Here is a 13,032-nt window from a genome sequence, read left to right on the forward strand (position 1 = left end):
GCCCCATGGGAGCCGACAGCAGACCGGACAAGCGCCTGGTCGTCGCCGGCCACGGGCCGGCCGCGCACCGCCTGGTGGAGGCGGTGCGCGAGCGCGACACCGCCGGCACGTGGACGATCACAGTGATCGGCGAGGAGCCCCGCACCGCCTACGACCGCGTGGCGCTCACGACGCATCTGGAGGGCGCCGACCTGGCCTACCCCGCGCACGACGGTGCGGTCACCGTGCGGACCGGGGAGCGGGTCACCGGGATCGACCGCGCGGCCCGGACGGTCGCCACCTCGGCGGGGAGCGCCGTCCCCTACGACGCGCTCGTCCTCGCCACGGGGTCCGCGCCGTTCGTCCCCCCGGTCCGGGGCCGGGACCTGCCGGGCGTCTTCGTCTACCGCACGATCGACGACCTGGACGCGATCCGCGCGTACGCGCGGGGCCGGGCCACCGGCGCCGTCGTCGGCGGCGGCCTGCTCGGCCTGGAGGCGGCCCGCGCGATCCAGGGCCTCGGCCTGCGCAGCGGCGTCGTGGAGGTGGCGCCGTGGCTGATGCCGCGCCAGCTGGACGAGGGCGGCGGCGCGATGCTGCGCCGCCACATCGAGGCGCTCGGCATGGCCGTGCACGCGGGCACCCCCATGCGGGCCCTGGAGGCCGGGGAGGACGGCTCGGTCCGGCGCGTCGTCCTGGAGGACGGCACGGCGCTCGACGCAGAGGTCGTGGTGTTCTCCGCCGGGATCCGCCCGCGCGACGAGCTGGCCCGCGGCTGCGGGCTGCCGGTGGGGGAGCGCGGCGGGGTCGTGGTGGACGCCTCCTGCCGCACCGAGGACCCCGCCGTCTTCGCGATCGGCGAGTGCGCCCTGGTCGGCGGCACGGTGTACGGGCTGGTCGGGCCCTGCTTCTCGATGGCCGAGGTGGTCGCGGACCGGCTGCTGTCCCCCGCGAGCACGGCGGTGTTCGAGGGCGCGGACATGTCGACCAAGCTCAAGCTGATGGGCGTCGACGTCGCCAGCTTCGGCGACCCGTTCGCCGGTCCCGAGCGGGGCGCGCTCGGCGTCACCTACACCGACCCGGTCGCCGGGGTCTACAAGCGGCTCGTCGTCAGCGACGACGCGCGGACCCTGCTCGGCGGCGTCCTCGTCGGCGACGCCGAGGCCTACGGCACGCTCCGCGCCCACGTCGGCGGCGGCCTGCCGGGCGCGCCCGAGCAGATGCTGTTCGGCGGCACCGAGGCGGCGGGCGGCGAGCTGCCCGGCGCGACGGTCATCTGCTCCTGCAACAACGTCACCGCCGAGGGCATCCGCCGCACGGTCGCCGAGTGCTCCCTGACCGACGTCGCGGGCGTGAAGGACCGCACCAGGGCCGGGACGAGCTGCGGAAGCTGCGTCCCGCTGGTGAAGCGGATCCTGGACGCCGAGCTGACCGCCGCGGGGATCGAGGTCAGCAAGGCGATCTGCGAGCACTTCGACTACAGCCGTGCCGAGCTGTTCGACATCGTCCGGGCCGGGCGGGTCGGGAGCTTCACCCAGCTCGTGCAGGAGCACGGGACGGGCCGCGGCTGCGACATCTGCAAGCCCGCCGTCGCCTCCATCCTCGCCAGCCTGGGCAACGGCCACATCCTCGAAGGCGAGCAGGCGGCGCTGCAGGACACCAACGACCACTTCCTGGCCAACCTGCAGAAGAACGGCACGTACTCGGTGGTCCCGCGGGTCCCCGGCGGCGAGATCACCCCCGAGAGGCTCATCGTGATCGGGGAGGTGGCGCGCGACTTCGGGCTCTACACCAAGATCACCGGCGGTCAGCGGATCGACCTGTTCGGCGCCCGCGTCGAGCAGCTGCCCGAGATCTGGCGGCGGCTCGTCGAGGCCGGGTTCGAGTCCGGCCACGCCTACGGCAAGGCGCTGCGCACGGTGAAGTCGTGCGTGGGCTCCACCTGGTGCCGCTACGGCGTCCAGGACTCGGCCGCGATGGCGATCCGGCTCGAGCTGCGCTACCGGGGGCTGCGCGCCCCGCACAAGCTGAAGTCGGCCGTGTCCGGCTGCGCCCGCGAGTGCGCCGAGGCGCAGAGCAAGGACTTCGGCGTCATCGCCACCGAGAACGGCTGGAACCTCTACCTCGCCGGGAACGGCGGCATGCGGCCCCGGCACGCCGACCTGTTCGCCACCGACCTCGCCGGCGAGGAGCTGATCACTTACATCGACCGCTTCCTGATGTTCTACATCCGCACCGCCGACCGGCTCCAGCGCACCGCGAGCTGGCTGGAGTCCCTCGACGGCGGCCTGGACTACCTGCGCGAGGTGATCGTGGACGACCGGCTCGGCATCTGCGCCGACCTCGACGCGGCCATGGCCCGCCACGTCGCCTCCTACTCCGACGAGTGGCGCGACACCCTGGAGGACCCCGAGCGGCTCCGCCGGTTCGTCTCGTTCGTCAACGCGCCGCAGACCCCCGACCCGAGCATCGCCTTCGAGGTCGAGCGCGACCAGATCAAGCCGCTCCCCCTGGAGGTGAAGCGGTGAGCGCCGCGGACCCGGCGGGCGTGGTCGTCGTCGGCAACGGCATGGCCGGCTCCCGGTTCGTGGACGAGCTGCGGTCCCGGGACGCCGCGACGCCGGTGACGGTGTTCGGCGCGGAGGCGCAGCGCCCCTACAACCGGATCCTGCTGTCGAACGTCCTCGCCGGGAAGACGCGGCCCGACCACATCAGCCTGGTCGACGCCGCCTGGTACGCCTCGCACTGCGTGGACGCCCGCCTCGGCGTCGAGGTCACCCGCATCGACCGCGCGGCAAGGACCGTGCACGCATCGGACGGGACGGTCACCCCCTACGGCACGCTCGTCCTCGCGACCGGCAGCACCGCGTTCGTCCCGCCGATGCCGGGCCTGGAGGACGGCCTTCCGGGTGGCGCGCAGGTGTTCCGCACGCTGGAGGACTGCCGCCGCATCTCCGCCCTGGCCGAGTCGGCGCGCCGCGCGGTGGTCGTCGGCGGCGGGCTGCTGGGCATCGAGGCGGCGCGCGGGCTCACCGGCCTCGGCCTGGAGGTGACGGTCCTGCACCTGGCCGGGCATCTCATGGAACGCCAGCTCGACCCCGCCGCCGGGAAGGTCCTGGCCCGCACCCTGGAGGCCCTCGGCATCGGCACCCGGCTGCAGGCCGCCGTCACGGGGCTGCGCACCGCGGGCGGCGCGGTGACCGGCGTCGAGCTGGCCCTGCCCGGCGGCGGGACCGAGGTCGTCGACGCCGACCTGGTCGTCCTGTCCTGCGGAGTCCGGCCCGAGGTGGGCCTGGCCCGGGACGCGGGCCTGGCCGTCGGCCGGGCCGTGATCGTCGACGACGAGCTGCGGTCGGTCACCGACCCGTCCGTCCGCGCCATCGGCGAGTGCTCCGAGCACCGCGACGAGGTGTACGGGCTGGTGGCGCCCGCGTGGGAGCAGGCGGCCGTGCTCGCGGGGCTGCTCGCCGGCACCGACCCCGCGGCGCGGTTCACCGGCGCCCGCCAGATCACCCGGCTCAAGGCCGCCGGGATCGAGCTGGCGTCGATGGGGGAGACGCACTTCGGCGACGACGACGAGGACGTGGAGGTCGTCCGGTTCACCGACGCGGCGCGCGGCACCTACAAGAAGGCCGTGATCCGGGACGGGCGGCTGATCGGCGCGATCCTGCTCGGCGAGACCTCCACCGCGGGGACGCTCACCCAGCTCTACGACCGGGCCTCGCCGCTGCCCGCCGAGCGCCTCGGCCTGCTGTTCCCCGGCGTCGGCGCGGCGCCCGAGGCCGAGTCGCCGGTGCGGATGCCGGACGCGGCGACCGTCTGCCAGTGCAACAACGTCAGTAAGGGCCAGATCCGCGCCTGCTGGCAGCGCGGCGCCCGCACGGCCGAGGACGTCGCGAGCGCCACCCGGGCGAGCACCGGTTGCGGAAGCTGCCGCTCCGCCGTGGAGGGCATCGTCGCCTGGCTGGAGGAGCAGGACACCGCGGACGTCGCCTGAGCGGCCGGCGGGTAGGCTCCGCCGCATGCTCGACGGACGCCCGCTGATCGACGCGCACGTGCACGCCGCCCGGCTGCCCACGCTCCGCCCGGCCTGGCGGCGCTGGGCGGAGGAGTTCGGCTCGTCCCACCCCTGGCAGGACCTCTACGACGAGGACGGCACGCTCGTGCCCGAGCGGGTGGACGCCTACTTCGAGGGCGAGGGCGTCGACGTCGCCCTGCTGCTGTGCGAGTACAGCCCGCGGACCACCGGCACGCAGCCCATCGAGGACCTGCGGCCCCTGCTGGAGCACAACCCGCGGCGCTTCAGGCCGATCGCCAACGTCAACCCCCACCTGCACTACCCGATCGGCGCCGAGGTCGAGCGGCAGCTCGGGTTCGGCGCCGTCGCCCTGAAGCTGCACCCGGTGCACGGCGGGTTCAGCGTGGCCGACCCCGAGCTCCACCCCGCCTACGAGGTGTGCCGCGACGCCGGCGTCCCGGTCGTCGTCCATTGCGGGACGAGCTCGTTCCCCGGCTCGGTCAACCGGTACGCCGATCCCACCGCGGTCGACGACGTGCTGCGGCTGTTCCCCGGCCTGACGTTCGTCCTCGCCCACGGCGGGCGCGGCTGGTGGTACGACGCCGCCGCGTTCCTCGCGCTGTCCCGCGAGGAGGTGTGGATCGAGCTGTCCGGGCTGCCGCCCCGCCGGCTCCCCGAGTACTACGCCCGGCACGACCTGCGGCGCCTGGCCCGCAGGTTCGTCTTCGGCACCGACTGGCCCGGCGTGCCCGGCATCGCCCGCAACGCCCGCGCCGTCGCCGCCCTCGGCCTCGACGAGGAGACCCTCGCGCTCGTCCTCGCCGGCAACGCCCTGCAGGTCTACAAGGGCCTGACCGTCCCGCCGCCCGCCCGAGAGGACCCTCGCATGCCCGACGCGGACCCCTTCACCGACGACGTCGTCACGCAGATCGCCCGGCACATGAACGAGGACCACGCCGCCGACTGCCTGACGATCTGCCGCGCGCTCGGCGGGCGCCCCGGCGCGACCGCGGCGCGGATGACCGGACTGGACGCGGGGGGCATCGAGTTCGCCGTCGCCGACGGGGGCGTCGAGCACCCGGTCCGGATCCCGTTCGGCGAGCGGCTCACGGAACGTTCTCAGGTGCGCCGCGAGGTCGTCCGCATGACCGAGCGCGCCCGCGCCGCGCTCGCCGGCGGGCGGGACGCTCCCGACGAACCGTAGGCGGCGCACGCCGCGTGACCGGCCGCTGACCGGCGGGAACGCTCGCCCCGTCGCAAATTCGGATATCGGCCGACCGGAAAGGGGGCGCGGTTTCGGCGGCGGGCTGGAGGAGATCCGGTAGGCAGCCGAGGGGCCCGCGGTGGGCCCCCGACCCCCACGGAGGCCGACATGCTCGCGATCGTCGCCGCGATCGTCTTCGCACTTGCCCTGCTGTTCGACCTGGCCGACATCTCCTCGGACGCCATCAACAACAGCACCCTGACCGTCCTCGGCCTGCTGCTGATCGCCCTGCACCTCGGCGGCGTCGGCACCGGCGCCTCCGCGAGCTGGCGGCCGCGGCGCCGCGGCCGCCGGTGACCGGCCGCCCCGGCCGCCGGACCCGGCGGGCGGGGCTCACGACGCACGAGAGAAGCGGACCCGGCGGCGCGCCGGGTCCGCTTCTTCCAGCCGCACCCTGACCTGCTCGCCGAGCGGCAGGCCCTCCCCGTCGCAGCGGCCGAACACCGGCGGCGCCACCAGCTGGACGCGCCCGCCGGTGCGGTCGCCGTTCACGTCCACCACCACCGCGTCGAACACGTCCCCGACGTGGTCGCGCAGGAGCAGCGCCTCGACCAGGTCGACGCACGCGTGGTCGATGTCGGCGCCGCGGCGCAGCGCCCGCTGCATCGCCTCGGGCAGGTGCGGCAGCGCCTCGCGCGCCCACTGCGGGACCGGGCGGTCCGCCGCCAGCGCCAGGCACACCTCCGTGGCGTACCGGTCGGCCAGCCGCCGGATCGGCGCGGTGACATGCGCGTACGGGGCCGCGACGGCGGCGTGCTCGGCCTGCTCCGGTGGCGCCCCGTCGAAGGCGGTGTAGCCGGCGCCGCGCATCAGCCCCGCCGCGTCGTGCAGGAACGCCGCGTGCCGGGGGAGCGCCGGGTCCAGGGCGCGGACGATGTCGCCGTAGGAGGCGTCCCCGGGCCAGGAGACCCCGAGCGCCCGGGCCGCCAGCCGCAGCCGCTCGACCGCCTCGGCCGGCGCGGGCGGCATGGTGCGCAGCAGCCCGACGCCGCCGTCCAGCATCAGCCGGGCCGCGGCCCGCCCGGTCAGCAGCGAGATCTGCGCGTTCCACGCCTCGGTGGCCAGGTCGCCGCGCAGCTTGAGCGCCCAGCCGCCGCCCGCGTGCACGACCTCCTGCTCGGGCAGCGGCAGGCTCACGCCGCCGCGCGCGGCCTACGCCGCGATGAGCCGCTCGCCGATCTCGCCGAGCAGCGCGATCCGCGGGTCGCCGTCGCCGCGGCGGGCGGTGGCGTAGTCGAGCCGGTCGCGGCTGCGCACGAGGGCGCGCCGCACGTCGACGCCGGTGATCCGCCCGGCGTCGTCGATGTCGATCGTCCAGGCCACGGCGGGGCGCTCCCGGCCCGGCAGAAGGCTCGCGGTCCCCTCCGACAGGGGGCGCGGATGCAGCGGCGAGCTCGCGTCCGGCAGGTAGAGCGTGACGCCGCGGGCGCGCGCCTCGGTGTCGAGCGCGCCGCCCGGGCGGACGAATCCCGCCACGTCGGCGATCGCGTACCGCACCCGGTGCCCGGACCCGCGCCGCTCCAGGTGCATCGCCTGGTCGAGGTCGAGGGAGCCGGGCGGGTCCAGGGTGAAGAAAGGGACGTCGCGCAGGTCCGCCCGGCCGTTCAGGGGAGGCGCGGACGCGGCGGCCTCGGCGAGGGCGGCGGGCGGGAACGCGCCGGGCACCGAGAACTCGGCGCGGATCCGGTCGAGTCCCGCGCGGACCTCGGTGTCGGCCTCGGCGGTACGCAGTCGCAGCGGTCGGCGCGGCACACGACCGAGCGTACGGGACGAACCACCCGATCCCGTTGTGAATCTACAATGTAAAGGCACCGGCCCGGCCGCTCGATTCCGGCCGGGCGGCCTCAGTCCTCCGGGGAGTCCGCGAACGCGCGCAGGCCCGGCGGGTCCTCCACGGTGATCCTGCGCCAGCCGGTGCTGACCAGGCCCTCCCGCCGCAGCGTGGACAGCGCCCGCGCGACGGTCTCCCGGGAGGCGTCCATCCAGCTGCCGAGCTCCTCCTGGGACAGCGGCGGCCCGATCGCGACCGCGCCGCCGGCGGCGGGCGGGGCGTGCCGGGCCGACAGTTCGGCGAGGCCCGACAGCAGGATCGCCAGCCGCCGGGCTCCCTGCGCCGACACGTGCGCCCGCAGCCTGCGGTCGGCGTCGTCGAGGCGCCGCACGAACGTGCCGCTGACCAGCCGCCACACCCGGGGGTGGGCGTCCAGGAAGGCGGTGAACCGGGCCGCCGGGACGATGAGCGCCCGGACGTGGTCGAGCGCCTGCACCGTCGCCGACCGCTCGCGGCCGCCGAGCACCGCGCTCTCGCAGACGAGGTCCCCGGGGCCGCGCACGGCGAGCACGACCGCGCGCCCGTCCTCGCCGGCGCAGGTGACCTTCGCCCAGCCCGACTCGATGACGATGATGTGGTCGGAGTCGTCGCCCTGGTAGCACAGGGGCGTTCTCGGCTGGTAGCTCCGCGCCCGCCCGGCGGCCCGCAGCGCCGCGCGCTCCGGGCCGTCCAGCGCGGCCCAGAATCCGCCGCCGGGGCCCGCGGCGAGGCCGCCGCGGGGTCGGGTCCGCTCGGTCACGGCACGTCCGTCTCCGGTCCGGGGTTCGGATTAACCGGTACCCGCGGCAATTGGGGGGAGTGGGGCGTTGAGGCCCAAGTGCCGCGGGTACCGGTCGCCTTCATGTGCCAAGGAGAACCCCTCACCGCTCCGAATGCTGCACGCCGGAGACCGCGCTGTCTGTGTCATCTGACACTCTCGGCGCAACTTGCACCGGGGAGCGGTCAGCGGGAGAGCGCGTTCAGCAGGCGGTTGACCGGGCTGGACAGGTTCCAGGTGTCGGCGAGCCGGACGAGGGCCTCGGGGTCGCGCGGCTCGGCGGGCAGCCGGTCGTCCAGGCCCGCCAGTTCGGGGGCGTCGATGTCGGTGACGACCCGCACCACGGTCTCGGCGGCGGCCAGGTACTCGCGGGCCGCCTCCATCCGGCGGCGCGCGCCCGCCGGGAACCCCTCGTCGGTGCCGGCGTCCAGCGCCGCGAGGATCCCCTCGACCGAGCCGAACCGGGTGACGAGCGCGGCGGCGGTCTTGTCGCCGACCCCCGGCACGCCGGGCAGCCCGTCGCTCGGGTCGCCGCGCAGCGTGGCGTAGTCGCCGTAGCCGCGGCCCGGGATGCCGTACTTGGCCGCGACCTCCTTCTCGCCCATCACCTGCAGGTTCCGGATCCCCCGCGCGGTGTACAGCACGCAGACGGGGGCGCGGTCGTCGACGAGCTGGAACAGGTCGCGGTCGCCGGTCACGATGTCGACCGGCCCGTCGGCCGCGCCCCGCACCGCGAGCGTCCCGATGACGTCGTCGGCCTCGTAGCCCGGGACGCCCGCGCGCGCCAGCCCGAAGGCGTCCAGCACCTGCTCGATGACCGGGAGCTGGGCCTCCAGCGCGTCGGGCGTCTGGTCGCCGCCGTCCTCGGCCACCCGGTGCGCCTTGTAGGAGGGCAGCGCCTCCACCCGGAACGCCGGGCGCCAGTCGGCGTCCATGCAGCACACGAGCCGCTCCGGCCGGCGGTCCTGGACGAGCCGGGCGATCATGTCGACGAGCCCGCGCACCGCGTTCACCGGGGTCCCGTCGGGGGCCGTCACCGACTCGGGGACTCCGAAGAAGGCGCGGAAGTACAACGACGGCGTGTCCAGCAGCATCAGCCCGCTCATGGGGCACATGCTGCCACGCGGGCCGGGTCACCGGCGCCCGGACGCTCCTGGGATCCTGGTACCGGCCACTGGAGAGGAGCTGGGATATGGAGACGGATGTGACAACGGAGTTGTATCCGCGCGAGCGTGTCGGCCTGGTGCGCGAGGCGACGGTGAAGGCGGGTCTCGGGGCGGTCCTGCTGACACCCGGCCCCGACCTGCGATACGTCACCGGGTACGACGCCAAGCAGCTCGAGCGGCTCACCTGCCTGGTGGTCCCGGCCGGCGGCGAGCCGTTCCTGGTCGTCCCCCGGCTGGAGCTTCCCGCCGCGCAGGAGTCGCCGGCGGGGTCCCTCGGGCTGGAGCTGGTGCCGTGGGACGAGACCGACGACCCCTACGCGCTGGTGGCCGGCCGCCTCCCGCGGGACGTGGGGACCGTCGGCGTGGCCGACCGGATGTGGGCGGTGATGGCGCTGCGGTTCCGCGGCGCGATGCCCGGCGCCGAGCAGGTCGCGGCCGGGAGCGTGCTGCGGGAGCTGCGGATGCGCAAGAGCGCGGCGGAGGTGGCGGCGCTGCGCGAGGCGGGGGAGGCGATCGACCGGGTGCACCGCCGGGTCCCGGACCTGCTGAGGGCCGGGCGCACCGAGCGCGAGGTGGGCCGCGACATCGCCGACGCGATCATCGCCGAGGGGCACGCGCAGGTCGACTTCGTCATCGTCGGCTCCGGCCCGAACGGCGCCAACCCGCACGCCGAGCTGTCGGACCGGGTCATCCGTCCCGGCGAGCCCGTGGTGGTCGACATCGGCGGGACGATGCCGAGCGGCTACTGCTCGGACTCGACCCGCAACTACTGCGTGGGCGAGCCGCCCGCCGAGTACCGCGCGTACTTCGCGGTGCTGGAGGAGGCGCAGCGCGCGTCCTGCGAGGCCGTGCGGCCGGGGGCGACGCCGGAGGAGGTGGACGCGGCTGGCCGCGACATCATCGCCGCCGCCGGGCACGGCCAGCACTTCTTCCACCGCACGGGCCACGGCATCGGGCTGGAGTCGCACGAGGAGCCCTACATCGTCGCCGGCAACCGCGAGCCGCTGGAGCCCGGGATGGCGTTCTCGATCGAGCCCGGCATCTACCCCGGCCCGCACGGCGCCCGCATCGAGGACATCGTCGTGTGCACCGAGGAGGGCTACGCGCCGATGAACGTCACCGAGCGCGGGCTGGTGGTCGTGGGCTGACGCCGGTCCGGCGCTTCGGGCGCCCGGACGACCGTGGGCATGAACGGGTTTGCGTTCATGCCCACGTGCTGTTTTCGGGCAGCGCAAATTGAGACGGAAACGGCTCGGTAACGATCTCTGTATCAAATGCGCCGGAGCGTGCCTCCGCCGGTTGCGATCCGGGTGTCCGGCCCTGTACCTCCTTGTTGCACTGTTACGCGGGAGTAAGTCGAGTTTCTTCCGCATCGACGTGCCGTGACGAAGAGGAGACGCCGTGGCAGAGGTCGACCTGACCAGCGTCGGGAAGGTCTATCCCGACGGCACGCGGGCCGTGACCGACCTGAACCTCCACATCGCCGACGGGGAGTTCCTCGTCCTGGTGGGCCCGTCGGGCTGCGGCAAGACCACCGCGCTGCGGATGGTCGCCGGGCTGGAGGAGATCTCCGAGGGCGAGGTCACGATCGGCGGGCGGGTCGTCAACCGGGTGCCGTCCCGGGACCGCGACGTCGCGATGGTGTTCCAGAGTTACGCCCTCTACCCGCACCTGTCGGTGCGCGACAACATCGGCTTCGGCCTGTCGCTGCGCAAGCTGCCGAAGGCCGAGATCCGCGAGAAGGTCGACCGGGCCGCGCGGACCCTGGGCCTGACCGACTACCTGGACAAGAAGCCTCGCAACCTTTCGGGCGGGCAGCGGCAGCGCGTCGCGATGGGCCGCGCGATCGTCCGGGAGCCGCAGGCGTTCCTGATGGACGAGCCGCTGTCCAACCTCGACGCCAAGCTGCGCGTCCAGATGCGCGCCGAGATCGCCCGCCTCCAGCGCGACCTCGGCGTCACCACGATCTACGTCACCCACGACCAGACCGAGGCGATGACGCTCGGCGACCGGGTCGCGGTGATGAAGAAGGGGCGCCTGCAGCAGGTCGCCGCGCCGCAGGAGCTCTACGACCGGCCGGCGAACCTGTTCGTCGCCGGATTCATCGGCTCACCGGCCATGAACCTGGTCCAGGGCACGCTGTCCGGCGACGCGGAGAACCCGCGCCTGGAGATCGGCGGCCAGACCCTGGCGCTTCCGGCCGAGGTCATGACCGAGCGTCCGGCCCTGGCGTCCCACCTCGGCGGCGACGTCGTCGTCGGCATCCGCCCCGAGGACATGGAGGACTCCGAGCTCGTGGAGACGCCCGAGGGATCCGGGCTGGCCTCCACCGCCGACCTCGTCGAGGCGATGGGCTCGGACGTGCTGGTGCACTTCGCGATCGAGGCGTCCCAGGTCGTCACCGAGGACACCAAGGAGCTCGCGCGCGACGCGGGGACCGACGTGCTGGGGGACCTGGAGAGCCCCCGCACGGACCTGGTCGCGCGGTTCAGCCCGCGCACCCGCGTGAAGGTGGGCGACCCGGTGACGATCCGCGTCGACACCGGACGCCTGCACTTCTTCGATATCGAGTCCGGCGCGTCGATCTGGGGAACAGGCGACGCCGCTCCGGCCAGGGAGGATGAGGAATGAGGGTCAGCTTTGCCGGCGGGGGGACCTCCCCCCGCACCCCCCGACACGGCTCCGCCGGCGTCGGCAGGCGCGTGACGGGAGTCGCCGTCGCGGCGGGACTGCTGCTGTCCGCGGCCGCCGCCTGCGGCGGCGACGACAAGGACGGGGACGGGTCGTCGCCCTCCGGCGGGGGTGAGCTGAAGGGCACCACCATCGAGGTCGCGGCCAAGTGGACCGGTCCGGAGGAGGCGAACTTCCGCAAGGTCCTGCAGGCGTTCGAGAAGAAGACCGGGGCGAAGGTCAACTACGCCTCCACCGGGGAGAACACCGACGCCTACCTCGGCCCGCGCATCGAGGCCAAGAACCCGCCGGACGTGGCGATCCTGCCGCAGCCGGGCCTCATGCAGCAGTACGCCGGCAAGGGGGCGCTCAAGCCCCTGGGCGACGACGTGGTCTCGCAGGTCGGGCAGAACTTCGCGCCGTACTGGAAGGAGCTCGGCTCCTCCGACGGCAAGACCTACGGCGTGATCGTCAAGGCCGCCTACAAGTCGATCCTGTGGTACCGGCCGGAGGCGTTCGACGAGGCCGGCGTCCAGCCGCCCGCGGCGTGGGCCGACCTGACCAAGGCGGCGGGCACGCTGCAGGACGCGGGCACCACCCCGTTCACGCTCGCCGCGGGCCCGCAGGACTCCTGGACGCTGACCGACTGGTTCGAGAACGTCTACCTGTCGCAGGCCGGGCCGGAGAACTACGACAAGCTCGCCAAGCACGAGATCAAGTGGACCGACCCGAGCGTGGGCAAGGCGCTGCAGACGCTCGCCGAGGTCTGGGGCAAGCCCGACTACCTGAACGGCGGCGTCGCGACCGCGACCAAGACCAAGTTCGACGAGTCGGTCACCCAGGTGTTCGGCCAGCAGAAGGCCGCCATGGTCTACGGCGGCGACTTCGCCGCCGCCAACATCGGCACCACCAAGGCCAAGGTCGGCACGGACGCCAAGGTCTTCGCGTTCCCGAAGGCCGGCGGCACCGCCCCGGCGATCCTCGGCGGCGACGTCGCGGTCGCGCTGAAGGACGGCAAGGGCGCGCAGGAGCTCATGAAGTACCTCGCCTCGCCCGAGGCGGGCACGGTGTGGGCCGGGCTCGGCGGCTACCTGACGCCGAACAAGAACGTCAAGCCCGACGCCTACTCCGACCCGATCGCCAAGCAGCTGATCACCCAGCTCCAGCAGGCCGGCGACGCCGCCCGCTACGACATGTCCGACCTGGCTCCCGCCGCGTTCGGCGCGACGCCCGGCAAGGGCGAGTGGGAGGCGCTGCGCCAGTTCGTGCAGAACCCGACCGACGTCAAGGGCACGCAGGCCAAGCTGGAGGCCGAGGCGGCCAAGGCGTACAAGTAGGGCCTACAAG

11 protein-coding genes are annotated in these 13,032 nt (G+C 74.2%); 7 read left to right on the forward strand and 4 right to left on the reverse strand.

What is annotated here, in order from left to right; genetic code table 11:
* The first annotated feature begins 5 nt into the window (after positions 1-5).
* The 4 genes from nirB (at position 6) to ABD944_RS31990 (ending at position 5,558) form a co-directional block, all read left to right on the forward strand.
* Positions 6-2,507, forward strand: coding sequence for a nitrite reductase large subunit NirB (nirB, locus tag ABD944_RS31975; RefSeq protein ID WP_345183015.1), 2,502 nt, complete (start codon positions 6-8; stop codon positions 2,505-2,507).
* Positions 2,504-3,976, forward strand: coding sequence for an FAD-dependent oxidoreductase (locus ABD944_RS31980; protein ID WP_345183016.1), 1,473 nt, complete (start codon positions 2,504-2,506; stop codon positions 3,974-3,976). Before nirB ends, ABD944_RS31980 begins: the two co-directional genes overlap by 4 nt.
* A gap of 25 nt (positions 3,977-4,001) precedes the next feature.
* Complete coding sequence (locus ABD944_RS31985; RefSeq protein WP_345183017.1) at positions 4,002-5,201, forward strand: amidohydrolase family protein; 1,200 nt, start codon at positions 4,002-4,004, stop codon at positions 5,199-5,201.
* Between the two features lie 168 nt (positions 5,202-5,369).
* On the forward strand, positions 5,370-5,558 hold the full coding sequence (locus tag ABD944_RS31990; protein WP_185033969.1) for a hypothetical protein: 189 nt from the start codon (positions 5,370-5,372) through the stop codon (positions 5,556-5,558).
* 36 nt (positions 5,559-5,594) lie between these two features.
* Here the strand turns inward: ABD944_RS31990 and ABD944_RS31995 are convergent, their stop codons facing one another.
* The 4 genes from ABD944_RS31995 to ABD944_RS32010 form a co-directional block, all read right to left on the reverse strand.
* On the reverse strand, positions 5,595-6,398 hold the full coding sequence (locus tag ABD944_RS31995) for a hypothetical protein (protein ID WP_345183018.1): 804 nt from the start codon (positions 6,396-6,398) through the stop codon (positions 5,595-5,597).
* A 15-nt stretch (positions 6,399-6,413) separates the two neighbouring features.
* Complete coding sequence (locus ABD944_RS32000; RefSeq protein WP_345183019.1) at positions 6,414-7,013, reverse strand: RNB domain-containing ribonuclease; 600 nt, start codon at positions 7,011-7,013, stop codon at positions 6,414-6,416.
* A gap of 92 nt (positions 7,014-7,105) precedes the next feature.
* Positions 7,106-7,831, reverse strand: coding sequence for a Crp/Fnr family transcriptional regulator (locus ABD944_RS32005; RefSeq protein ID WP_345183020.1), 726 nt, complete (start codon positions 7,829-7,831; stop codon positions 7,106-7,108).
* 203 nt (positions 7,832-8,034) lie between these two features.
* Entirely contained in the window at positions 8,035-8,955 is a 921-nt protein-coding gene (locus tag ABD944_RS32010; RefSeq protein ID WP_345183022.1) for a 5'-3' exonuclease, read from the reverse strand.
* Positions 8,956-9,041: 86 nt separating this feature from the next.
* Between ABD944_RS32010 and ABD944_RS32015 the strand changes: the two genes are divergently transcribed.
* From ABD944_RS32015 to ABD944_RS32025, 3 genes are all read left to right on the forward strand, one after another.
* Positions 9,042-10,163 (forward strand): M24 family metallopeptidase, encoded by a 1,122-nt coding sequence (locus ABD944_RS32015; protein ID WP_345183023.1) that lies wholly within the window; start codon positions 9,042-9,044, stop codon positions 10,161-10,163.
* Positions 10,164-10,416: 253 nt separating this feature from the next.
* Positions 10,417-11,646: an ABC transporter ATP-binding protein gene (locus ABD944_RS32020; protein ID WP_345183024.1), complete on the forward strand. Its 1,230-nt coding sequence runs from the start codon at positions 10,417-10,419 to the stop codon at positions 11,644-11,646.
* Complete coding sequence (locus tag ABD944_RS32025; protein WP_345183025.1) at positions 11,643-13,022, forward strand: ABC transporter substrate-binding protein; 1,380 nt, start codon at positions 11,643-11,645, stop codon at positions 13,020-13,022. Before ABD944_RS32020 ends, ABD944_RS32025 begins: the two co-directional genes overlap by 4 nt.
* Positions 13,023-13,032 lie beyond the last annotated feature (10 nt).

Origin of the sequence: Actinomadura verrucosospora (genome assembly GCF_039540335.1) — a bacterium.
Classification (GTDB): Bacteria; Actinomycetota; Actinomycetes; order Streptosporangiales; family Streptosporangiaceae; genus Spirillospora; species Spirillospora verrucosospora.